Source organism: Acidovorax sp. DMC1 (assembly GCF_056314325.1).
In genome coordinates this window covers 443,991-465,910 of record NZ_JBQUYO010000001.1, presented here as the reverse complement: position 1 = coordinate 465,910, position 21,920 = coordinate 443,991, and the positions used below count along the sequence as shown (strand labels likewise).

The 21,920-nt window shown below is 65.4% G+C and carries 18 protein-coding genes and 1 tRNA gene; 12 read left to right on the top strand and 7 right to left on the bottom strand.

Translation table 11 applies throughout. The features are described 5' to 3' along the window. Positions 1–11: 11 nt before the first annotated feature. The 8 genes from rpoC (at position 12) to ACT531_RS02105 (ending at position 11,724) form a co-directional block, all read left to right on the top strand. The gene (gene rpoC, locus ACT531_RS02140) at positions 12–4,247 is read left to right on the top strand and encodes a DNA-directed RNA polymerase subunit beta' (RefSeq protein ID WP_060986602.1); all 4,236 of its coding nucleotides are present in this window, start codon (positions 12–14) and stop codon (positions 4,245–4,247) included. A gap of 179 nt (positions 4,248–4,426) precedes the next feature. After that, a complete protein-coding gene (locus ACT531_RS02135; protein ID WP_476016328.1) occupies positions 4,427–5,035 on the top strand; it encodes a LemA family protein in 609 nt (202 codons plus the stop codon). Positions 5,036–5,053: 18 nt separating this feature from the next. After that, a complete protein-coding gene (rsmB, locus tag ACT531_RS02130) occupies positions 5,054–6,523 on the top strand; it encodes a 16S rRNA (cytosine(967)-C(5))-methyltransferase RsmB (protein WP_476016327.1) in 1,470 nt (489 codons plus the stop codon). A gap of 10 nt (positions 6,524–6,533) precedes the next feature. Then, on the top strand, positions 6,534–7,145 hold the full coding sequence (locus ACT531_RS02125; RefSeq protein ID WP_476016326.1) for a DUF4390 domain-containing protein: 612 nt from the start codon (positions 6,534–6,536) through the stop codon (positions 7,143–7,145). After that, a complete protein-coding gene (locus tag ACT531_RS02120) occupies positions 7,142–9,436 on the top strand; it encodes a sensor histidine kinase (protein ID WP_476016325.1) in 2,295 nt (764 codons plus the stop codon). Before ACT531_RS02125 ends, ACT531_RS02120 begins: the two co-directional genes overlap by 4 nt. 42 nt (positions 9,437–9,478) lie before the next feature. Further along, complete coding sequence (locus tag ACT531_RS02115) at positions 9,479–10,162, top strand: response regulator (protein ID WP_015012241.1); 684 nt, start codon at positions 9,479–9,481, stop codon at positions 10,160–10,162. A gap of 60 nt (positions 10,163–10,222) precedes the next feature. Beyond that, positions 10,223–10,298, top strand: a tRNA-Phe gene (locus tag ACT531_RS02110). Between the two features lie 172 nt (positions 10,299–10,470). Further along, the gene (locus ACT531_RS02105) at positions 10,471–11,724 is read left to right on the top strand and encodes an Hsp70 family protein (RefSeq protein WP_476016324.1); all 1,254 of its coding nucleotides are present in this window, start codon (positions 10,471–10,473) and stop codon (positions 11,722–11,724) included. 101 nt (positions 11,725–11,825) lie between these two features. Here the strand turns inward: ACT531_RS02105 and rsmI are convergent, their stop codons facing one another. After that, complete coding sequence (rsmI, locus tag ACT531_RS02100; protein ID WP_476016323.1) at positions 11,826–12,755, bottom strand: 16S rRNA (cytidine(1402)-2'-O)-methyltransferase; 930 nt, start codon at positions 12,753–12,755, stop codon at positions 11,826–11,828. Between rsmI and ACT531_RS02095 the strand changes: the two genes are divergently transcribed. The 3 genes from ACT531_RS02095 to ACT531_RS02085 all read left to right on the top strand — a co-directional run bounded on the left by ACT531_RS02095 (position 12,755) and on the right by ACT531_RS02085 (position 14,517). After that, the gene (locus ACT531_RS02095) at positions 12,755–13,165 is read left to right on the top strand and encodes a YraN family protein (protein WP_476016322.1); all 411 of its coding nucleotides are present in this window, start codon (positions 12,755–12,757) and stop codon (positions 13,163–13,165) included. The two genes, rsmI and ACT531_RS02095, sit on opposite strands and share 1 nt — an antisense overlap. Before the next feature lie 90 nt (positions 13,166–13,255). Then, positions 13,256–13,855, top strand: a complete 600-nt coding sequence (locus ACT531_RS02090; protein ID WP_015012252.1) for an SIS domain-containing protein — start codon at positions 13,256–13,258, stop codon at positions 13,853–13,855. Then, entirely contained in the window at positions 13,852–14,517 is a 666-nt protein-coding gene (locus tag ACT531_RS02085) for a BON domain-containing protein (RefSeq protein WP_476016321.1), read from the top strand. Before ACT531_RS02090 ends, ACT531_RS02085 begins: the two co-directional genes overlap by 4 nt. Positions 14,518–14,645: 128 nt before the next feature. Here ACT531_RS02085 and ACT531_RS02080 read toward each other — a convergent pair whose 3' ends face one another. The 4 genes from ACT531_RS02080 to ACT531_RS02065 form a co-directional block, all read right to left on the bottom strand. Continuing rightward, positions 14,646–15,560, bottom strand: a complete 915-nt coding sequence (locus ACT531_RS02080) for an NAD(P)-dependent oxidoreductase (RefSeq protein ID WP_060986594.1) — start codon at positions 15,558–15,560, stop codon at positions 14,646–14,648. A gap of 99 nt (positions 15,561–15,659) precedes the next feature. Further along, positions 15,660–16,796 (bottom strand): PilT/PilU family type 4a pilus ATPase, encoded by a 1,137-nt coding sequence (locus ACT531_RS02075; protein ID WP_015012255.1) that lies wholly within the window; start codon positions 16,794–16,796, stop codon positions 15,660–15,662. A 58-nt stretch (positions 16,797–16,854) separates the two neighbouring features. Beyond that, positions 16,855–17,490, bottom strand: coding sequence for a Crp/Fnr family transcriptional regulator (locus ACT531_RS02070; protein WP_015012256.1), 636 nt, complete (start codon positions 17,488–17,490; stop codon positions 16,855–16,857). 67 nt (positions 17,491–17,557) lie between these two features. After that, positions 17,558–18,601, bottom strand: a complete 1,044-nt coding sequence (locus ACT531_RS02065) for a type IV pilus twitching motility protein PilT (RefSeq protein ID WP_015012257.1) — start codon at positions 18,599–18,601, stop codon at positions 17,558–17,560. Between the two features lie 37 nt (positions 18,602–18,638). Here ACT531_RS02065 and ACT531_RS02060 point away from each other — a divergent pair, with 37 nt between their 5' ends. Continuing rightward, a complete protein-coding gene (locus tag ACT531_RS02060; RefSeq protein WP_476016320.1) occupies positions 18,639–19,358 on the top strand; it encodes a YggS family pyridoxal phosphate-dependent enzyme in 720 nt (239 codons plus the stop codon). Positions 19,359–19,364: 6 nt separating this feature from the next. Here the strand turns inward: ACT531_RS02060 and ltaE are convergent, their stop codons facing one another. Further along, positions 19,365–20,435, bottom strand: a complete 1,071-nt coding sequence (ltaE, locus tag ACT531_RS02055) for a low-specificity L-threonine aldolase (protein ID WP_476016319.1) — start codon at positions 20,433–20,435, stop codon at positions 19,365–19,367. A 196-nt stretch (positions 20,436–20,631) separates the two neighbouring features. Then, on the bottom strand, positions 20,632–21,876 hold the full coding sequence (locus ACT531_RS02050; RefSeq protein WP_110961675.1) for a branched-chain amino acid ABC transporter substrate-binding protein: 1,245 nt from the start codon (positions 21,874–21,876) through the stop codon (positions 20,632–20,634). Positions 21,877–21,920 lie beyond the last annotated feature (44 nt).

Sequence of the window (21,920 nt, the reverse complement as noted above, 5' to 3'; positions counted from 1 at the left end):
AAAGAGTCACTATGAAATCGCTACTCGACCTGTTCAAGCAATTCACGCCGGACGAGCATTTCGATGCCATCCGCATCGGCATGGCTTCGCCCGAGAAGATCCGTTCGTGGTCTTTCGGCGAAGTGAAGAAGCCCGAAACCATCAACTACCGCACGTTCAAGCCCGAGCGTGATGGCCTGTTCTGCGCCAAGATTTTTGGTCCCATCAAGGACTACGAATGCCTGTGCGGCAAGTACAAGCGCCTCAAGCACCGCGGTGTGATCTGCGAGAAGTGCGGCGTTGAAGTCACGCAGACCAAGGTGCGCCGCGAGCGCATGGGTCACATCGACCTGGCCGCGCCCTGCGCCCACATCTGGTTCCTGAAGTCGCTGCCCTCGCGCCTGGGCCTGGTGCTGGACATGACGCTGCGCGACATCGAACGCGTGCTGTACTTCGAAGCTTATGTGGTGACCGACCCCGGCATGACCCCGCTGAAGAAGTTCAGCATCATGTCCGAGGACGACTACGACGCCAAGCGCAAGGAATACGGTGACGAGTTCATCGCCAAGATGGGCGCCGAAGGCATCAAGGACCTGCTGGAATCCATCGACATCGACCTGTCGATCGAGAAGCTGCGCGGCGACCTGACCGGCTCCGAAGTCAAGGTCAAGAAGAACGCCAAGCGCCTGAAGGTGCTCGAAGCGTTCAAGAAGTCTGGCATCAAGCCCGAGTGGATGGTGCTGGAAGTGCTGCCCGTGCTGCCCCCGGACCTGCGTCCGCTGGTGCCGCTGGACGGCGGCCGCTTTGCCACGTCTGACCTGAACGACCTGTACCGCCGCGTCATCAACCGCAACTCGCGTCTGCGCCGCCTGCTGGAGCTGAAGGCCCCTGAAATCATCGCCCGCAACGAAAAGCGGATGCTGCAAGAGGCTGTCGATTCGCTGCTGGACAACGGCCGCCGTGGCAAGGCGATGACGGGCGCCAACAAGCGTGCCCTGAAGTCGCTGGCCGACATGATCAAGGGTAAGTCGGGTCGCTTCCGTCAGAACTTGCTGGGTAAGCGCGTGGACTACTCTGGTCGTTCCGTGATTACCGTGGGCCCAACGCTCAAGCTGCACCAGTGCGGTCTGCCCAAGCTGATGGCGCTGGAGCTGTTCAAGCCTTTTATCTTCTCGCGCCTCGAAGCCATGGGCATCGCGACGACGATCAAGGCGGCCAAGAAGGAAGTCGAATCCGGCACCCCCGTAGTGTGGGACATCCTGGAAGAGGTCATCAAAGAGCACCCCGTGATGCTGAACCGTGCGCCTACGCTGCACCGTTTGGGCATCCAGGCCTTTGAGCCCATCCTGATCGAAGGCAAGGCCATCCAGCTGCACCCCCTCGTTTGCGCGGCCTTCAACGCCGACTTCGACGGTGACCAGATGGCTGTGCACGTCCCGCTGTCGGTGGAAGCACAAATGGAAGCCCGCACGCTGATGCTGGCCTCCAACAACGTGCTGTTCCCTGCTTCGGGCGAACCCTCCATCGTGCCTTCGCAGGACGTGGTGCTGGGCCTGTACTACGCCACCCGTGACCGCATCAACGGCAAGGGCGAAGGCCTGGTGTTCGCGGACACCGGTGAAGTGCAGCGTGCGCTGGACGCCGGCCAGGTCGAACTGGCTGCCAAGATCACGGTGCGCATGACCGAGTGGACCAAGGACAAGGCCACGGGCGAATTCGTACCCTCGACCTCGTTGGTGGAAACCACCGTGGGCCGCGCACTGCTGTCCGAGATCCTGCCCAAGGGCCTGCCGTTCTCCAACATGAACAAGGCGCTCAAGAAGAAGGAAATCTCGCGCCTGATCAACGTGTCCTTCCGCAAGTGTGGTCTGAAGGAAACCGTGGTGTTTGCCGACAAGCTGCTGCAAAACGGCTTCCGTCTGGCTACGCGCGCCGGTATCTCCATCGCCATCGACGACATGCTGGTGCCGCCTCAAAAGGCCGGCATCATCGAGCGCTCCGAGAAGGAAGTGAAGGAGATCGAGCAGCAGTACGTGTCCGGTCTGGTCACGGCTGGCGAGCGCTACAACAAGGTGGTGGACATCTGGGGCAAGGCCGGCGACGAAGTGTCCAAGGTGATGATGGCCCAGCTGTCCAAGCAGAAGGTCACCGACCGCCACGGCAAGGAAGTGGACCAGGAGTCCTTCAACTCCATCTACATGATGGCCGACTCCGGTGCCCGCGGCTCTGCCGCCCAGATCCGTCAGGTGGCCGGTATGCGGGGTCTGATGGCCAAGCCAGACGGCTCGATCATCGAAACGCCTATCACCGCGAACTTCCGCGAAGGTCTGAACGTGCTGGAGTACTTCATCTCCACCCACGGTGCCCGTAAGGGTCTGGCCGACACGGCGCTGAAGACCGCCAACTCCGGTTACCTCACCCGCCGTCTGGTGGACGTGACGCAGGATCTGGTCGTGACCGAAGAGGATTGCGGCACAGCCAATGGTTCGCTGATGCGCGCCATCGTCGAAGGCGGTGAAGTGATCGAATCGCTGCGCGAACGTATCCTGGGCCGCACGGCGGCCGAAGACGTGCTGCACCCCGAGAATCGCTCGGTGCTGGTCGAAGCTGGCGTGATGCTGGACGAAGACCTGATCGAAGAGCTGGAAGCTGCTGGCGTGGACGAAGTGAAGGTGCGCACGGCCCTGACCTGCGAAACCCGCTACGGCCTGTGCGCCAAGTGCTACGGCCGCGACCTGGGCCGCGGTGGCCTGATCAACCTCGGCGAAGCCGTGGGTGTGATCGCCGCCCAGTCCATCGGCGAGCCCGGCACGCAGCTGACCATGCGTACGTTCCACATCGGTGGTGCCGCTTCGCGTGCTGCCATCGCGTCGAGCGTGGAAGCCAAGTCCAACGGCGTGATCGGCTTCAACGCCACGATGCGCTACGTGAGCAACACTAAGGGCGAGCTGGTGGTGATTGCGCGTTCGGGTGAAATCATCATCCAGGACGAGCATGGCCGCGAGCGCGAGCGCCACAAGGTGCCTTACGGTGCGACGCTGACGGTGAAGGCCGACCAGCAGATCAAGGCCGGCACGATCCTGGCCAATTGGGATCCGCTGACGCGCCCCATCATCACCGAGTTCGCCGGTCAGACCAAGTTCGAGAACGTCGAAGAAGGCCTGACGGTGGCCAAGCAGGTCGACGAAGTGACCGGTCTGTCCACGCTGGTGGTGATCGATCCGAAGCGCCGTGGTGCCGCCAAGGTGGTGCGTCCTCAGGTGAAGCTGATCGACGCCCAGGGCAACGAAGTGAAGATCCCTGGCACCGACCACTCGGTGACCATCGGCTTCCAGGTCGGCGCTCTGATCCAGGTGCGTGACGGTCAGGATGTGGGCCCCGGCGAAGTGCTGGCGCGTATTCCGGTCGAAGGCCAGAAGACCCGCGACATTACCGGCGGTCTGCCCCGCGTGGCCGAGCTGTTCGAAGCCCGTACGCCGAAGGACAAGGGCACGCTGGCCGAAATGACCGGTACCGTGTCGTTCGGCAAGGAAACCAAGGGCAAGGTCCGCCTGCAGATCACCGACCCCGATGGCAAGGTGTGGGAAGAGCTCGTGCCCAAGGAAAAGAACATCCTGGTGCACGAAGGCCAGGTGGTCAACAAGGGCGAATCGATTGTGGACGGTCCGGCCGACCCACAAGACATCCTGCGTTTGCTGGGTATCGAAGAACTCTCGCGCTACATCGTCGATGAAGTGCAGGACGTGTACCGCTTGCAGGGCGTGAAGATCAACGACAAGCACATCGAGGTGATCGTTCGCCAGATGCTGCGCCGCGTCGTGGTCGAGAACGTCGGCGAGTCGAACTACATTGCCGGCGAACAGGTTGAGCGCTCCGAGATCCTCAATACCAACGAGGCATTGCAGGCCGAGGGCAAGATCCCCGCGACCTACAGCAACTTGCTGCTGGGTATCACGAAGGCATCTCTGTCCACCGACTCGTTCATCTCGGCCGCTTCCTTCCAGGAAACGACCCGCGTGCTGACCGAAGCCGCGATCATGGGCAAGAAGGACGAACTGCGCGGCCTGAAGGAAAACGTGATCGTGGGCCGTCTGATCCCTGCCGGTACCGGTCTGGCCTACCACCAGGCACGCAAGGCCAAGGACGCCATGGACGACGCCGAGCGCCGCGCCATCGCCGAAGCCGAAGCCGCCGAAATGGCCGCCCAGTCGGACGCCTCGGATGTGGACAGTGGCAGCGTCACTGCCACCGACGCAGCGGCAGACTGATAGCAAACAGCAAGGCCTTCCCCAGGCCCTGCTGCGGTCGCCACAGCGCCCCCGTCCTGTCCCAGGCAGGCCGGGGGCGTTTTTGATGGACGTGTGTCTTTTCACCGTCCGTCGTTTGTTTCAATCTTCTGTTTTTCGGGCCGGGACGGGTGCAGCCGCACCTGCTCCGGCAACTGCGCATGCTGTGGTCGTCGCCCCTTTTCTGGATTGCTTTTGCCGTCTTTCTGTTCTGGGCCCTGGGGGCCTACAACCGTCTGATGCGCCTGCGCTCGGCTGTCGTGCAGTCGTTCGGCAGTTTTGACGCGCACATGGTGCGGCTGGTGGCCTTGCTCGGCGAGTTCGGGGCGGCGCAGACAGTACAGCGCGGAAGCTTGCTGGCCGATGCCGGGGCGCAAGAGCTGGCTGCGCTGCAGGGCGCCGTGACGCAATTCAGTGCCTCGCTGGCCGTAGCGCGCGCCCGCCCGTTGCAGGGCGATGCGGTGGCGGCGTTGGCGGCTGCCCGTGAGGTGCTGCGCGCGACCTGGGCCACGGCCTTGCAGAAGCTGCTGGCCGACCCCGTCCAGCCCACAGCGCTGACCCCGGCTGTCGATACTGGTACGGGAGCACCCGGAGCTGTTCCCGCGGGCCTGTCCGTGTGGCAGGTCCGTTGGGAGGAACATGCGGTGCAAAACGAACAGGCAACTCGCGTATTCAACGAGGCCGTGGTGCAGTACAACGCCGCCATTGCCCAGTTTCCGGCCAGCCTGCTGGCCAGGGTGTTCGGCTTCAAGGCGGCCCGTGCGCTGTAACCCGTTGTCAGGATCACGATGAACCCACCTTCCCCCCAACGCCCCCGCCGCGCTGCTGGCAATGCGCCGCGTGCGGTGCGCCCTGCCTCCGGGCCATCTCCGCAGGCGAGCTCTGAGGCACACAGGCCGGGTCCAGGGTCTTCTGCGGGGGGCGCGCCCGTGCCCCTGTGGCGGTTGCTCACGGCAGTGGCGGGCGCCTTGCAGGCGATCCGTGGCGGGCAGTCGGGCACAACAGCGCTGGCGGCGGTGGATGCTGCGCTGCGCCCCGGCGTGCAGGCCTTGTTGTTCCAGGTCTTGCGCCAGGCCGGGCGGGCCGAGGCCCTGCGCCGACAACTGGCCGCCCGCGCCCCCGCACCCGCCGCCGATGCCCTGCTGTGTAGCGCGCTGGCGCTGTGCTGGGACTCAAAGGCCTCGCCCTACGAACCGTTCACCCTGGTGAACCAGGCGGTGGAGGCGGCCAAGCACCACCCGGCCACGCGCGCGCAGGCCTCGTTCATCAACGGCTGCCTGCGCCGCTTTCTGCGCGAGCGCGACGCCCTGGTGGCGGCCACCGACAACGACCCTGTGGCGCGCTGGAACCATCCGGCCTGGTGGGTGCAGCGCCTGCGCAAGGACCACCCCCAGCACTGGGAGCAGATCCTGCAGGCCAACAACTCACACGCACCCATGGTGCTGCGGGTCAATGAACAAAAATGCACGGTAGCGCAATATCTATATGCCTTACATGCTATTAATTTAGAAGCATCTGCCGTGGGTGAGCACGGCGTCGCCCTGCACCAGGCGGTGCCCGTGCAGTCGCTGCCACACTTTGCCGAGGGCTGGGTCTCGGTGCAGGACGCCGCCGCCCAGCAGGCGGCGCCTTTGCTGCTGCAAGGGTTGGACCTGAGCCAGCCCCTGCGCGTGCTCGATGCCTGTGCCGCCCCCGGCGGCAAGACAGCGCACCTGCTGGAGATGGCGGGGCCGCAGTCTCCCCTGCAGGTCACGGCGCTGGAGATCGATGCCACGCGCAGCGCCCGTATTTGTGACACCCTGGAGCGCCTCGGGCTGAAGGCCCAGGTCCTGGTGGCCGATGCGGCACGCCCGCAAGACTGGTGGCAATCAGAGAGCGGCGGGGTGCTGTTCGACGCCATCCTGCTGGACGCACCCTGCACAGCGTCCGGCATTGTGCGACGCCACCCGGATGTGCGCTGGCTGCGCCGTAAGTCCGACATCGCCCAGTTGGCGACCCTGCAGGCGGCATTGCTCAAAGCCCTGTGGCCGCTGTTGCGGCCCGGCGGACGCTTGCTGTATTGCACCTGTTCCGTCTTCCGGGCAGAGGGCGATGCCCAGGTGCAAACGTTTCTTGCACACAACACCGATGCGCAATTGCTGCCGTCGCCGGGCCATTTAATTCCCGGCAACGCGGACAAGGGCGGGGCTGTCCCGGACAATCTGACCGGTGACCACGACGGCTTTTTTTACGCACTGTTGCAAAAATCGGCGCAATGAGCCACGGGGCATGCGCTGGTGGTGGCTGTGCGCATGGTTTGTGCTGTTTTGGGGGACGGTGCTCTGCGGGGTGCCGCAGGCTGGGGCGGCCCAGGCCGCGTCCTCCGAGGTGGGCGACCTGCGCCTGGAGCGCGGGGACGATGGCCTGTACCTGAGTGCCAACCTGCAATTTGAACTGCCAGAGCTGGCCGAAGACGCCTTGCAAAAAGGCATTCCCATGTTCTTCGTGGCCGATGCCCAGGTGTTGCGCGACCGCTGGTACTGGTCGGACCGGCAGGTGGCCGAGACCACCCGGTATTTCCGTCTGAGCTACCAGCCACTCACCCGCCGATGGCGCCTGAACATTTCTTCGACGCCTTTCACCAACAGCGGGCTGGGGGTGGTGCTGGGTCAGAACTTTGACAATTACGCCGATGCCCTGTCGTCGATTCAGCGGTTTTCACGCTGGAAGATCGCTGAACGCGATGTGATCGAGTCCGATGCCGTGCATACGGTGAACTTCCGCTTCCGTCTAGACATCTCACAGTTGCCCCGGCCCTTCCAGATAGGCGCGGTGGGCCGGTCGGGCTGGAATCTGCTGGTCTCCCGCAGCCAGCGCCTGGGCGCAGAGCCTGCCAAATGAGCACTTCCCCTTTGCCATCCGGCGTTTCGGCATCGACCCACGCCACCGCCCGCCAGTCCCGCGCAGTGCGCTGGGCCGTGGGCGTCGGCGCGGCGATCATGTCGGCCATCGGTCTGGTGCTGCTGTTCTTGCTGACGCTGGCCACCAACAACCGCGTGCTGTATGAGCGCAATTACGCCTGGCTCTTTGGCGTCAACGTGTTTGTGGCATTGCTGCTGCTGCTGGTGCTGGGCTGGGTGGCGGTGCGCCTGGGCCTGCGCCTGCGCAAGGGGCGCTTTGGCAGCCGCCTGCTGGTCAAGCTGGCGGCCATCTTTGCGTTGGTGGGGCTCATGCCGGGGCTGCTGATCTATGTGGTGTCTTACCAGTTCGTCACGCGCTCCATCGAAAGCTGGTTCGACGTGAAGGTGGAGGGGGCGCTGTCCGCGGGCGTCAATCTGGCCCGCGTATCGCTGGACTCACTGGCCACGGACATGGCTGCCAAAACCCGCAACGCCAGCGCCCAGGTGGCCCAGGTGCCCGATGCCGCTGCGGGCCTGGTGCTGGAGCGCATTCGCGACCAGTTGGGCGCGACCGACGTGGTGCTCTGGAACGCGTCCGGCCAGGCGGTCGCCAGCGCAGGGCAGTCGCGGTTCAGCCTGAACCCGGAACGGCCCGGCGCGGCCTTGCTGCGCACGGCGCGCCAGCAGCGCGCCACCGCGCAGATCGAAGGGCTGGACGACATTGCCGACCCGGCCGCCGCGCAGAACGCTCGGGTCAAGGTGCTGGCCCTGGTCAGCAGTCCCAGCGTGGGCCTGTTGATGGAGCCGCGCTACCTGCAGGCCACCTTGCCCCTGCCGCCCGCGCTGGTGGCCAATGCCATTGCCGTGCAGGAAGCCAATCGCGAATACCAGGAGCGTGCGCTGGCCCGGGGCGGGTTGCGGCGCATGTATGTGGGCACGCTCACGTTGAGCCTGTTTTTGGCGGTGTTCGGTGCGGTGCTGCTGGCGGTGCTACTGGGCAACCAGCTGGCCCGGCCCCTGCTAGTGCTGGCCGAGGGGGTGCGCGAGGTGGCGGCGGGCAACCTGAGCCCCAAGGCCGCTTTGCAAAGCAAGGACGAACTGGGGGGGCTCACGCGCTCCTTCGCGCTGATGACCCAGCAACTGGCGGACGCACGCCAGGCGGTGGAGCAGAGCATGGGCGAGGTTGATGCCTCCCGCGCCAACCTGCAGACCATTCTGGACAACCTCACGGCGGGCGTCATCGTGCTGGACGCGCAAGGGCTGATCCGCTCCTCCAACCCGGGTGCTACCCGCATCCTGCGCGCCCCCATGGCCGCTTATGAAGGGCGGTCACTGTCTGAAGTACCGGGCCTGGCGGAGTTTGCCGCCTCGGTCCAGGGCCATTTCGACGCGTTTCTGGGGGACCATGAACGGCACGGCCTGGACCATTGGCAGCAGCCATTCGAGTTGCATGCCTCCTCCGGCGGCGCCGGGCAACACGCCACCAGCCTGGTCGCACGGGGCGCTGAGCTGCCCGATGCCACCCGACTGTTGGTTTTTGACGACATTTCGGAGATCGTTTCGGCCCAGCGTGCGCAGGCCTGGGGCGAGGTGGCGCGCCGGCTGGCGCACGAAATCAAGAACCCGCTGACCCCCATCCAGCTGTCGGCCGAGCGGCTTGAAATGAAGCTGTCGGGCAAGTTGCCGGACGCTGAACAGGCCATCCTCGCCAAGTCCGTCAAGACCATCGTGGACCAGGTCGATGCCATGAAACGGCTGGTCAACGAGTTCCGCGATTACGCACGCTTGCCTGCGGCCGAACTGCATGCGTTGGACCTCAATGCACTGGTCGCCGACGTGCTTCATTTATATGGTGCAGAAAACGCCACCGTGCCTGTAGAGGCTGAGCTGGACCCGCGCTGCCCCTGGATTGCGGGCGATGCGCAGCAACTGCGCCAGGTCGTGCACAACCTGCTGCAGAACGCCCAGGACTCCACCGAACAGGCCCGCGCTGGGGCGCTTGAGCCCGTGCCGCCGGTGCGTATCAGCACCCGCTGGAGCGAATCGTCACGGCGCGTTCGTCTCACGGTGTCGGACAGCGGTGGGGGCTTTCCGTCGCACATCCTGCAGCGCGCGTTCGAGCCCTATGTCACCACCAAGCCGCGTGGCACTGGCCTCGGCTTGGCCGTGGTCAAAAAGATCGCAGATGAGCACGGAGCGCGCATCGAACTGTCCAACCGCACCGAAAACGACGTGGTGCGCGGCGCCCAAGTGTCGTTATCATTCGCCCCTGAACCAGCGGTGGCGTCATAACAACACCGCCCCGCAGTACCTCCCCAAGGCGCTTCAACACACATGGCAAACATTCTGGTGGTCGACGATGAGCTCGGCATTCGTGATCTGCTGTCGGAAATCCTGAACGACGAAGGTCACAGCGTAGACCTCGCAGAAAATGCGACCCAGGCCCGAGCCGCCCGGGCAGGCAACAGCTATGACTTGGTGCTGCTGGACATCTGGATGCCCGACACAGACGGTGTCTCGCTGCTCAAGGAATGGGCCACTGCCGGCGTGCTCACCATGCCGGTCATCATGATGAGTGGCCACGCCACCATCGACACGGCGGTGGAGGCCACACGCATCGGCGCCTTCTCGTTCCTCGAAAAACCCATCACCCTCCAAAAGCTGCTCAAGGCCGTGGAGCAGGGCTTAGCCCGCAACGCCGCCCACCAAGCCGCTCCCGTGGCCGCGGTCGCTGCGCCCGCAGCCGCCCCGGCTGACCCAACTTTTTCGCAGCTGCCTGCCGTTTCGGCGGTGATGGCCGGAGTGGACCCTGGCCCGCACGCCCACCAGGGCTTTGACTTGGACCGTCCCCTGCGCGAAGCGCGCGACGGGTTCGAGAAGGCGTATTTCGAATTCCACCTGGCCCGCGAAGGCGGCTCCATGACCCGTGTGGCCGAAAAGACGGGCCTGGAGCGCACTCACTTGTACCGCAAACTGCGCCAGCTGGGCGTGGACCTGGGGCGCGGCAAGCGCGGCTGATCAATTAATTTGTGCCTTTTGCCAGAAGCACTGTTTTTTCTGGCTATAATTTGAGGCTCAGGCCCGGTAGCTCAGTCGGTAGAGCAGAGGATTGAAAATCCTTGTGTCGGTGGTTCGATTCCGCCCCAGGCCACCAAACAAAAGCCCTTGATTTGCAAAAATCAAGGGCTTTTTCAATTGCGTGCCGCCAACGCGGGTCACGCCCGCAAAGCCTGCATTGCACCCTGCAGCCCTGCTGTGCGTGGCCCGGGTGCACTGCTGCCAGCCACCGCGCTGCATTTCCTTTTGTCTCTCTCCCCACTTCTCCCATGCCCCTTCTGCAGGACGTCACGCTTGGTATCGACTTTGGCACTTCCAATTCCGCGATGGCGGTACGGCAAGGGGCGGGACTGTCGCGAATGGTGGCGCTGGAGGGGGATGCGCCTACGCTGCCCACGGCGCTGTTCTTCAACGCTGAAGACCAGCGCACGCACTTTGGGCGCGATGCGGTGGCGCAGTACCTGGCGGGTACCGAAGGGCGGCTGATGCGCTCGCTCAAGAGCCTGCTGGGCAGTGCGCTGCTGCAGGACAAGACGGCGGTGCACAACCAAATGGTCAGCTACCAGGACATCATCGGGCTCTTCTTGCGGATGCTGGCGCAGAAGGCCCGTGACGCGCTGGGTGGCATGCCCGCGCGGGTGGTGATGGGGCGGCCGGTGCATTTTGTGGATGGCGACGCCGCGCGCGATCAGCAGGCTGAGGACGCGCTGCGCCAGGCCGCGCTGTCGGCAGGGTTCGAGAACGTGAGTTTTCAGTTCGAGCCCATTGCGGCCGCGCTGGACTACGAGCAGCGCATCGACCGCGAGTCACTGGTGCTGGTGGTGGACATTGGCGGCGGCACCTCGGATTTCACCGTGGTGCGCCTGGGCCCCGAGGGCATGGCCCGGGCCGACCGCAGCAACGATGTGCTGGCCACGACCGGCGTGCACATCGGCGGCACAGACTTTGACCGCCGCCTGAGCCTGGACCTGCTCATGCCGCTGCTGGGCTTTCGCCACATCGGCCCGTCGGGGCGTGAGGTGCCCAGCCGTGTGTTTTTTGATCTCTCGACCTGGCACCTGATCCAGTGGCTGTATTCGCCGCGCGCACTGCGCGACGCGCAGAACCTGCGCACCGACTATGCCGACGCCGCTTTGCACGCCCGGCTGATGCGGGTGCTGAACGAGCGGCTGGGCCACCGCCTGGCCAACACGGTGGAGCAGGCCAAGATCGCGGCTTCGCTGGCCGATGCCGAGGCGCCGATGCCATTGGACTGGGTCGAGGCCGGGCTTAGCGCCGCGGTCACGCCGCCTGGATTGGCGCAGTCCTTGGCGCAGCCGCTGGACCAGGTGGTGGCGTGCGCCCGCGACTGCCTGCAACGGGCGGGCCTGGACGATGGGGGGGTGGACGCGATCTACATGACCGGGGGCTCGTCAGCGCTGCGACCCTTGCGGCAGGCGCTGCGCACGGCGTTTCCGGCGATCCCGCAGGTGGAGGGTGATCTGTTCGGCGGGGTGGCTGCGGGCCTGGCGGTGTCGCGGTAGTCACGCACTTCAGATTGCTATCAATTGGATAGCTGCCAGGGCATGTTGCACTGGCGCTACCGCCCGAAAACGCCCAAAACGCCGCCCAAAAGCCCCTGGCGTCAGTCTTGCGCCCCGTCCTGGTGCTTCCACTCCAGCGCGGTGTCGTACAGCACGTTGCGCGATGCGCCCGTGATCTCTGCGGCCAGGCGCACGGCGGTCTTCAGGGGCAGCTCGGCCAGCAGCAGGCGCAGCACGCGGTGGCTGTCGCCCGCGTCGCTGACCACGGGCACCGGGTGCAGCAGCACCACAAACTCGCCGCGCGAGCGCTGGGGCGACCCGTCCAGCCACGCCGTCAGCGCCTGCGCTGGCTGGGTGGTGACTTCTTCAAACTGTTTGGTCAGCTCGCGCGCCAAGGTAACGGGGCGCTCGCCCAATACGGCCAGGGCCTGGGTCAGCTCGCCGATGCGGTGGGGCGCTTCGAGCAGCACCACGCACCGGGGTTCGTGGGCCAGCTGCTGCGCAATCACATTGGCACGCTCCGCGTTCTTGACGGGCAGGAAGCCTGCAAACACAAAGCCGCCATGCTCGGTGCTGTGGGCCACGGCACCCGCCACGCTCAGTGCGGTGGTGATGCTGCTCGCGCCCGGCAGCGGTACGGCGCGCAGGCCTGCGGCCTGCACGGCAGCCACCAGGCGTGCGCCGGGGTCGCTCACGCCGGGAGTGCCTGCGTCGCTCACATAGGCCACGCGCTGGCCTTGCTGCAGTCGGTGCACCACGTTCTGCGCGGCTTCGGCCTCGTTGTGCTGGTGCACGGCCAGCAACTGGCTGGCGCTCTTGTCGATGCCGTAGGCGCGCAGCATGGACTGCGTGTGGCGCGTGTCCTCGCAAGCCACCGTGTCGGCCAGCTGCAGCACGTGCAGGGCCCGCAGGGTGATGTCGGCGAGGTTGCCGATGGGCGTGGCCACCACGTACAGCGCGCCCTGCGGATAATGCTGCGCAGCGGCGGCGTCGTGCGCCGCGCTCTGGGCTGAAGCGAAAGATGCGCTCAATGAGTTTCCTTGGAAAAAGACCACCGGCCGTTGCCACCCCAGGGGCTGCCAAAAAGGCCACCACGCGCGAGCGGGGCAACGCGGCCGAGGACCAGGCCTTGGCCCATCTGCAGGCGGCTGGCCTGCAACTGGCGGTGCGCAATTATCGGACGCCTGGGCGCGGTGGGGGCGAGATCGATCTGGTGATGCGCGACCGGGACGGCACCCTGGTGTTTGTGGAGGTGCGCAGCCGTACGCACGGCGGCTTCGGCGGCGCCGGGGCCAGCATCAGCCCGACCAAGCAGCAGCGCATCATCTTTGCCGCGCGGCACTACCTGATGCGCTTGCCGTCGCCACCGCCCTGCCGTTTTGATGTGGTGCTGGTGGAGGAGGGCGTGCAGTGGATCAAGGCAGCGTTCGATGCGCAGTAGCGGCATGCGACCCGCTGGCCGCCAGCGCAATGCAGGTGGCTACCCTTTGCTACAAAAGCTGTAACACGCGGCGGGTATCATCGGGCCCTCATGCTTGAGCAACGCATCCAACAGCATTTCATCGACAGCGCCGACCTGAAGTACCAGGCCGCGCAAACCCTGAGCCACCCTATTGCCGCTGCCGTACAGGCCGTGCTGGCCTGCGTGACCAGCGGCGGCAAGGTGCTGGCCTGTGGCAATGGCCCATCGGCCGCCGAGGCGCAGCAGTTTGCCGCCTTCTGCGTGGCGGGCTTTGAACGCGAACGCCCCGAGCTGGCCGCGTTGGCGCTCACCTCTGACAACACGCTGCTCACGGCGGCTGCGGGCAGCCACGATGCCACCCAGCAGTTTGCGCGCCAGGTGCGTGCCCTGGGCCAGGCGGGTGATGTGCTGCTGGCCCTGACGGTGCATGGCAACGACCCTAACCTGCTGGCCGCCACCGAGGCCGCGCACGAGCGCGACATGACGGTGGTGGTGCTGGCCGGCCGCACCGGTGGCAAGCTGGCCGCCATGCTGCGGGAGACCGACGTTTTGATCAGCGTGCCCCACGACCGTGCGGCACGCGTGCGCGAAGTCCACACGCTGGTGCTGCACTGCCTCAGCGACGGCGTGGACGCACAGTTACTTGGTGAACAGGAGATTCCACTATGACCCCGACAACCCTGAACCGCACCCGCCGCGTGGTGGGCACTGCCCTGGCTGCCGCCACGCTGGCGGCGGCACTCTCGGCCTGCGCGCCCTTGATCGTGGGCGGCGCCGTAGTCGGCGGCGTGATGGCGGTAGACCGCCGCACGGCCGGCACCCAGATCGAAGACGAAGGCATCGAGCTGCGCGCCGCCAATCGCATCCGCGAGACCCTGGGCGACCGGGCCCACGTCAACGTGACCAGCTACAACCGCCAGGCATTGCTGACCGGTGAAGTCGCAACCGCCCAGGACCGCCAGGCGGTGGAGCAGATGGTGTCGCAGGTGGAAAACGTGCGCTCGGTCGTCAACGATCTGGCCGTGATGCCCCCTTCCACGCTGAGCCAGCGGTCCACAGACACCTTCATCACCGGCAAGGTGCGCGCGAGCCTGGTGGACGCGCAGGACATCTCGGCCAACTCCTTCAAGGTGGTGACGGAGCGCAATACCGTCTACCTGATGGGCCGTGTGTCGCAGCGTGAAGCCAACCGCGCCACGGACATCGCCCGGGGCGTGACCGATGTGCGCAAGGTGGTGCGTGTGTTCGAGATCGTTCCGGAAGAAGAACTGCGCCGCATCGCGCCGCAGCCTGCGCCGGTCACCACGGACACCAAGCCGGCTGGCGGCTAAGGCCGAGCATCAGACCGCAGGGTCTAAGTCCCAGACCGCAGCGCGTGGTCTGGGACTTTTTTTATGGGCGTGTAGCGTCGGAGCCCGCCGCTCCGCTGCTCTGCCATACGTCGCCGGCGGCTGCGGGGTTACTTCAAGCGCTGAATCAGGCTGGACGTATCCCAGCGGTTACCGCCCATCTTCTGCACATCGGCGTAGAACTGGTCCACCAGCGCCGTCACGGGCACGCGCGATCCGTTGCGCTTGGCTTCATCCAGCACCAGGCCCAGGTCCTTGCGCATCCAGTCCACCGCAAAGCCGAAGTCGAACTTGCCGTCCACCATGGTCTTGCCACGGTTGTCCATCTGCCAGCTCTGGGCCGCGCCCTTGCCGATCACGTCCAGTACCTGCTTCATGTCCAGCCCGGCGTTCTGGCCAAACGCCACGGCTTCTGACAGGGCCTGCACCAGCCCGGCGATGCAGATCTGGTTGACCATCTTGGCCAGCTGGCCCGAGCCGCTGGCGCCCAGCAGCGTGAAGGCGCGCGAGAACGCCATGGCAACGGGCTGAGCGGCCTCGAAGGCGGCCGCATCGCCGCCGCACATCACCGTGAGCATGCCGTTCTGTGCGCCCGCTTGGCCGCCCGACACGGGGGCATCCACAAACTGCAGGCCCAAGGCTTGGGCGGCAGCGTACAGCTCGCGCGCCACCTCGGCCGATGCGGTGGTGTGGTCCACAAAAATGGCGCCGGGCTTCATCCCGGCAAAGGCGCCGTCCGCGCCCAGCGTCACGGAGCGCAGGTCGTCGTCATTGCCCACACAGCAGAACACTATGTCGGCGCCTGCGGCCGCCTCGCGGGGCGTCGCTGCATGATTGGGGGCTTTGGTGCCCGCATATTCTGCGCACCATGCTGCAGATTTGGTAGCGGTGCGGTTGTACACCGTGACTTCATGACCGGCCAGCGCCAGGTGGCCAGCCATGGGGTAGCCCATCACGCCCAGGCCCAGAAAGGCGACCTTGCGGGAAGGGGTTGCGTCGTAATTGCGGGGATTGGTGCTTGGCATGGTGTGATCGCGTGATGAGCTGAAAGTATGGGTCAAAACGAAAACCCGCCCAGAAGGGCGGGTGAAGCGGGGCGAAGGCGTGTGAGGCGGGCTCTGGTGTCACACGATCGCGAAATGCTCGGTGCCCTGCGCCAGGTCGGGCGACTTGGCGCGCTGGCTGTTGAGCTTGATCTGCAGGCGCAGGTCATTGAGCGAGTCGGCATTGCGCAGCGCGTCTTCGTAGCTGATGACGTTGGCCTCGTAGGCATCGAACAGAGCCTGGTCGAAGGTCTGCATGCCCAGGTTGCGGCTCTTCTTCATGATCTCCTTGATCTCGGAGACCTCGCCCTTGAAGATCAGGTCGGAGATCAGCGGGGTGTTGAGCATCACCTCCACCGCTGCGGCGCGGCCCTTGCCGTCCTGTTTGGGGATCAGGCGCTGCGAGATCATGGCGCGCAGGTTGAGCGACAGGTCCATCAGCAACTGTGCGCGGCGCTCTTCGGGGAAGAAGTTGATGATCCGGTCCAGCGCCTGGTTGGCGCTGTTGGCGTGCAGCGTGGCCAGGCACAAGTGCCCGGTCTCCGCAAACGCCACCGCATGCTCCATGGTCTCGCGGTCGCGGATTTCGCCCATCAGGATCACGTCGGGCGCCTGCCGCAACGTGTTCTTCAGGGCGGCTTCCCAGCTGTCGGTGTCCAGGCCCACTTCGCGCTGCGTGACCACGCAGTTCTTGTGCGGGTGCACAAATTCGATGGGGTCTTCCACCGTGATGATGTGGCCGAACGAGTTCTCGTTGCGCCAGTCCACCATGGCGGCCAGCGTGGTGGATTTGCCCGAGCCCGTGGCACCCACCAGGATGCACAGGCCGCGTTTGGTCATCGTCACCTCCTTGAGCACCTGCGGCACGCCCAGGCCGTCAATGGTCGGCAGTGTGAGCGGAATGGTCCGCAGCACCATGCCCACTTTGCCCTGCTGGATGAAGGCGTTGACGCGGAAGCGCCCGATGCCGGCGGGCGAGATGGCGAAGTTGCACTCTTTCGTGCGCTCGAAGTCGGCCACCTGCTTGTCGCTCATGATGGCGCGCGCCAGCGTCAGCGTGTGGTTGGGTGTGAGCGGCTGCGGCGACACCTTGGTCACCTTGCCATCGACCTTGATGGCGGGTGGAAACTCTGCCGTGATGAACAAGTCGCTGCCATTGCGGCTCACCATCAGCTTGAGCAGGTCATTGATGAATTTACTGGCCTGATCGCGTTCCATCAGAAGTTCTCCCGGGGGTGGTCGTCTGCCGGACGATCTTGTGTCGTGGATAGGTGCATCATTTCTGGTTGTCGCTCAGGCGCGCGCTCACCACACGCAGGCGCAGCGACAGTTTGCGCGCCAGCAGGGCAATCAGGCTGGCGGCCAGTTGCGGGTCCTTGGTCATCATGTCGTCCATGGCCTCGGCCGACAGCACGGCGATCTCGCAGTCGGTCAGCGTGGTGCAGGCCGAAAAGCGGATGCCGCTGTCCAGCAGCGACATTTCGCCCAGGATGTCCCCCGGGCGCGTCTCCGCCAGGCGCAGCTGCTCGCCCCAGGGCTGCACGCGGTCCACAGCGATGGTGCCGGTGAGCAGCACCACCATGAAGTTGCCGTACTCGTCCTGGCGGATCACGTCGCGGTTGGAGGGGACGGCCGCAAATTCAAAAAAGCGCTCCATGCGCTCCACGGCGTCCTTGTCGAGGTGCGCCATGTACTTGTCCTTGGCCCACAGGCCTTGCAGCAGCTTGCCGCCCCGGCTGGTGGGCAGGCGCTTGGCACCCACTTCCACAGCACGGGCCTCCCAGGGCACCAGCATGGAGTCATCCACCCCCTGGCCCGCAAACGCGGTGGAGAACAGCACGGAGTCCGTGTGGTCGTCCGATGGCTTGCCGCTGCGGGCTTTCATTTTCAGAAGGCTCAAAATGCCTTTCATATCGCGCTCCGGTATGCGGCGCCTGCAGGGGCCGCAAAGTCGTTCATGGGTGTGTGCTGTCGGGGGCTCAGCCGGGGAAGTTCTCGGGGATTTTGGCCTTGCTGCGTGCTTCGGCCGGGCTGATGATGTTGCGGCGCACCAGGTCGGTCAGGTTCTGGTCCAGCGTCTGCATGCCCACGCTGTTGCTGGTCTGGATGGTGGAATACATCTGCGCCACCTTGGCCTCGCGGATCAGGTTGCGGATGGCGCTGGTGCCCAGCATGATCTCGTGCGCAGCCACGCGGCCGGAGCCATCCTTGGTCTTGCACAGCGTCTGTGAGATCACGGCCTGCAGCGACTCAGACAACATTGCGCGGACCATTTCCTTTTCTTCGGCGGGGAACACGTCGATGATCCGGTCGATGGTCTTGGCCGCGCTGGATGTGTGCAGTGTGCCAAACACCAAGTGGCCCGTTTCCGCCGCTGTCATGGCCAGGCGGATGGTTTCCAGGTCGCGCATTTCGCCCACCAGAATGGCGTCCGGGTCTTCGCGCAGTGCAGACTTCAGGGCCGCCGCGAACGACAGCGTCATCGGGCCCACTTCACGCTGGTTGATCAGGCACTTCTTGGACTCGTGCACGAATTCGATCGGGTCTTCCACCGTAAGGATGTGGCCGTACTCGGATTCGTTGAGGTAGTTGACCATGGCCGCCAGCGTGGTGGACTTGCCCGAGCCCGTGGGGCCGGTCACCAGCACCAGGCCCCGTGGCTTCAAGGCCAGGTCGCCGAAGATCTTGGGGGCGTTGAGCTGTTCCAGCGTGAGGATCTTGCTTGGAATCGTCCGGAACACAGCGGCCGCGCCCCGGTTCTGGTTGAAGGCGTTGACGCGGAAACGGGCCAGGCCTTCGATCTCGAACGAAAAGTCCACCTCCAGGAACTCTTCATACGTCTTGCGCTGCGCGTCGCTCATGATGTCGTACACCATGGCGTGCACCGTCTTGTGGTCCAGCGCATCGACGTTGATGCGCCGCACGTCGCCGTGGACCCGGATCATGGGCGGCAGACCGGCGGAGAGGTGCAGGTCGGAGGCCTTGTTCTTCACGCTGAACGCGAGCAATTGGGTAATGTCCACGGAGTCCCTCTATCGTTTGGTACGCTTATCAAACATTATGACCACGATTGCTAACAACCTCCAACAGGTTATGGGCAGGATCGCCCAGGCGTGCCAGGCCGCCGGGCGCGACCCGGCCCAGGTGGGCCTGCTGGCCGTTTCCAAAACCTTTGGCGCCGACGCGGTGCTGGAGGCAGTTGCCGCTGGCCAGCGCGCCTTTGGCGAGAACTACATCCAGGAGGGCGTGGACAAGATCGCTGCCGTGCGGGCGGCCTTGCCCGGCGCAGCGCTGCAGTGGCACTGCATTGGCCCCATCCAGAGCAACAAGACGCGCCCGGTGGCCGAGCACTTCGACTGGGTGCACACGGTGGACCGGCTCAAGATCGCAGAGCGCCTGTCGGCCCAGCGGCCCGATCACCTGCCGCCGCTACAGATATGTATCCAGGTCAACATCGACGGAGGCCCCACCAAGTCGGGCGTGTCGCCTGCCGAGGCCCTGGACCTGGTGCGCGCTGTCGCAAAACTGCCACGGCTGGTGATGCGGGGGCTCATGAGTATTCCAGACCATGCTCCTGAATTTGAAGCGCAACTGGCTATCCACAGGAGCGCCAGAGCACTGTTTGATCAGATGGCTGCGCTGGAGGTGCCGGGCCTGGAGCACTTCGACACTCTGTCTTTGGGCATGACGGCCGACCTGGAGGCCGCCATCCAGGCAGGCAGCACCCTGGTGCGCGTGGGCACCGGGGTGTTTGGTGGACGGACCTACCCCGCCGCTTGAGCGGGTTCAGCCTGGCAGCCTGAAGCTCGCCACGCAGTCCAGCGCTGTCGTCACATCCGCCTCGCTCACATCCAGGTGCGTCACCCAACGCAGTCGGGTCGCGCCGCCATACAGGCTGCTGGTCACGCGCACGCCGTGCTGCGCCAGCCACGCGGTGAAAGCGGGCGCCACCTCAGCATGCAGGTCGGTGAAGAGGATATTGGTCTGCCACGGCAGCACGGTGATCTTGCCCTGCAGCACAGGGTGGCTCCGGTTGGCTTCGGCCAGGCCTTGGGCCAGACGGTCCAGGCGGGCGTGGTCTTCCGCCAGGCGCCGCACATGGTGCTGCAGCGCATAGTGGCCGGCAGCCGCCAGCACACCCGCCTGCCGCATGCCACCGCCCAAAATCTTGCGGGTGCGGCGCGCCTGCCGGATGAAGTCGCGCGAGCCCAGCACCAGCGAGCCCACGGGCGCGCCCAGGCCCTTGCTCAGGCACAGCGATGCGGAATCAAAGTGGCTGCACAGCGCGCGCGCTTCGTCGTACACATCGGTGCCGTTGCGTGCAGCATTGGCCGTGGCCGCGTTGAACATGCGTGCGCCGTCCAGGTGCATGGCCAGCCCCCGGCTGCGTGCCAGCTGTGCGACCTCGGCGATGTAGGCGGGCGGCAGCACCTGGCCACCGGTGGTGTTTTCCAGCACCACCAGGCGGGTGCGGGCAAAGTGCGGGTCGTCGGGCTTGATGGCGGCGGCGATGTCGGCCAGGCGCAGGGTGCCGTCCGGCTGTGTCTCCACCGGCTGGGGCTGGATGGAGCCCAGCACCGCCATGCCGCCTGCTTCCCAGCGGTAGGTGTGCCAGCTCTGGCCCACGATGGCCTCGTCGCCGCGCTGGCAGTGGCCCCACAGCGCGATCAGGTTGGTCTGCGTGCCCGAGGGGGCGAACAGCGCCGCCTCAAACCCCAGCAGCTCGGCGGCATGGTCCTGCAGTGCGTTCACCGAAGGGTCGTCGGCAAACACATCGTCGCCCAGCGGGGCCTTGAACATGGCCTCGCGCATGGCGGGCGTGGGCTGGGTGACGGTGTCGCTGCGAAAGTCGGGCATGGGCGCGGTCCTTGTGGGTCGGGTCAATGAATGCAATGGCCGACCATATTAGTCGCGTTGGCATCCCCTGCGGCTGCAATGCTCTCGGCCGGTGAAATGGGCGCTGCCTAGGTCGGGGACGCCGAGCAAGGGCCGTCCCGCAGCGAGGGCGTCGTCCCCCTGAGGGGGGAAGACGCCGAAGGCGACTCAGGGGGGGCTATGGTCTGGCCATCTTGCAGTCCGTGCCCTGTGCCAGCTCATTGCCGGTGTAGGCCGCATCGGTGCGGAAGCCGTAGTTCGTGCCTTCCCAGCCCACCTTCACGGCTTTGCCGTCCACCGGCGCAATGGTGTTGACCACCTGGGGCAGCAGCAGCTGGTGGTCCTCACCCCGCATGCGTACGGGGCCCACCACCGATTCCAGCGTCAGGTCTTCCAGCGCGTGGGCCACCTTCACCGGGTCGGTGGACTGGGCCTTGTTGATGGCGGCCGCCAGGAAGCGCGGCGTCATCTCGATACGCGGCGCGAGGAAATCCTTGCCCGTCTTGGCCTTGTAGGCCTTGGCCAGCGCATCCACCTTGGGAGTGTCGGCCTGGCCGGGGTGCCATTCGGCCACCCAGGTCAGCTGGCCTTGCTTGGCCTGCGACACCGCCAGCACCGTGCCCGGGATGGAGCCCGCGCTGTGGTTGAAGTAGCGCAGGTTGTAGCCCGCATCGCCTGCGGCCTTCAGCAGCAGCGTCATGTCCTGACCCCAGTTGCCGGTGATGACCGAGTCGGCCTCGCTGCTCTTGACCTTGGCGAGGTAGGGCGCAAAGTCTTTCACCCGGCCGATGGGGTGAAGTGCCTCGCCCACGAACTGGATATCCGGCCGCGCCAGACCCACCATCTCGCGGCCGTAGTGCGCCCACTGTTTGCCGTGCGCGTAGTCCTGGTTCAGCAGGTACACCTTCTTGATGTCCGGCTGCTTCTTGATGTAGTTGGCAATGGCCTTCATCTTCATGGCCGTGTTGGCCTCGAATTGGAAGTGCCAGAAGTTGCACGCCTTGCCAGTCAGCTCAGGGTCGATGGAGGAGTGGTTCAGCACCAGGATCTCCTTGCCCGGGTTGCGCTGGTTGTGGCGCGCCGCCGCCTGCACCAGTGCCGTGACCACGGATGAACCCGAGCCGCCCGTCACGATGGCCTTGGCGCCCTGGTCGATGGCGGCCTGCAGCGCGCTCTGGCTCTCTTGTGCCGAGAGCTTGCTGTCGAACTGCAGCAGCTGCAGCTTGGTGCCCTTGAGCACGCCGCCCTTGGCGTTGATGTCCTCGATGGCGTATTGCGTGTGGGTGAGCATCAACTCGCCCACGTTGGCAAACGGGCCGGACAGCGGGTCGATGTAGGCGACCTTGAAGGTCTCCTGCGCGCTGGCTGCGCTGACGGCGCACAAGGCGGCAGCGGCCGTGAGGGTGCGGAAGGTGGGGCTCATGCTCGGATCTCCTCGATGGGTGGGATGGTGCAAAAAAGGGGTAG

Excerpts from the sequence above, each read along its gene's own strand:
- rpoC (WP_060986602.1), top strand. The coding sequence starts at position 12 with ATGAAATCGCTACTCGACCTGTTCAAGCAATTCACGCCGGACGAGCAT.
- ACT531_RS02135 (WP_476016328.1), top strand. The coding sequence starts at position 4,427 with ATGCTGTGGTCGTCGCCCCTTTTCTGGATTGCTTTTGCCGTCTTTCTG.
- rsmB (WP_476016327.1), top strand. The coding sequence starts at position 5,054 with ATGAACCCACCTTCCCCCCAACGCCCCCGCCGCGCTGCTGGCAATGCG.
- ACT531_RS02125 (WP_476016326.1), top strand. The coding sequence starts at position 6,534 with ATGCGCTGGTGGTGGCTGTGCGCATGGTTTGTGCTGTTTTGGGGGACG.
- ACT531_RS02120 (WP_476016325.1), top strand. The coding sequence starts at position 7,142 with ATGAGCACTTCCCCTTTGCCATCCGGCGTTTCGGCATCGACCCACGCC.
- ACT531_RS02115 (WP_015012241.1), top strand. The coding sequence starts at position 9,479 with ATGGCAAACATTCTGGTGGTCGACGATGAGCTCGGCATTCGTGATCTG.
- ACT531_RS02105 (WP_476016324.1), top strand. The coding sequence starts at position 10,471 with ATGCCCCTTCTGCAGGACGTCACGCTTGGTATCGACTTTGGCACTTCC.
- ACT531_RS02095 (WP_476016322.1), top strand. The coding sequence starts at position 12,755 with ATGAGTTTCCTTGGAAAAAGACCACCGGCCGTTGCCACCCCAGGGGCT.
- ACT531_RS02090 (WP_015012252.1), top strand. The coding sequence starts at position 13,256 with ATGCTTGAGCAACGCATCCAACAGCATTTCATCGACAGCGCCGACCTG.
- ACT531_RS02085 (WP_476016321.1), top strand. The coding sequence starts at position 13,852 with ATGACCCCGACAACCCTGAACCGCACCCGCCGCGTGGTGGGCACTGCC.
- ACT531_RS02080 (WP_060986594.1), bottom strand. The coding sequence starts at position 15,560 with ATGCCAAGCACCAATCCCCGCAATTACGACGCAACCCCTTCCCGCAAG.
- ACT531_RS02075 (WP_015012255.1), bottom strand. The coding sequence starts at position 16,796 with ATGGAACGCGATCAGGCCAGTAAATTCATCAATGACCTGCTCAAGCTG.
- ACT531_RS02070 (WP_015012256.1), bottom strand. The coding sequence starts at position 17,490 with ATGAAAGGCATTTTGAGCCTTCTGAAAATGAAAGCCCGCAGCGGCAAG.
- ACT531_RS02060 (WP_476016320.1), top strand. The coding sequence starts at position 18,639 with ATGACCACGATTGCTAACAACCTCCAACAGGTTATGGGCAGGATCGCC.
- ltaE (WP_476016319.1), bottom strand. The coding sequence starts at position 20,435 with ATGCCCGACTTTCGCAGCGACACCGTCACCCAGCCCACGCCCGCCATG.
- ACT531_RS02050 (WP_110961675.1), bottom strand. The coding sequence starts at position 21,876 with ATGAGCCCCACCTTCCGCACCCTCACGGCCGCTGCCGCCTTGTGCGCC.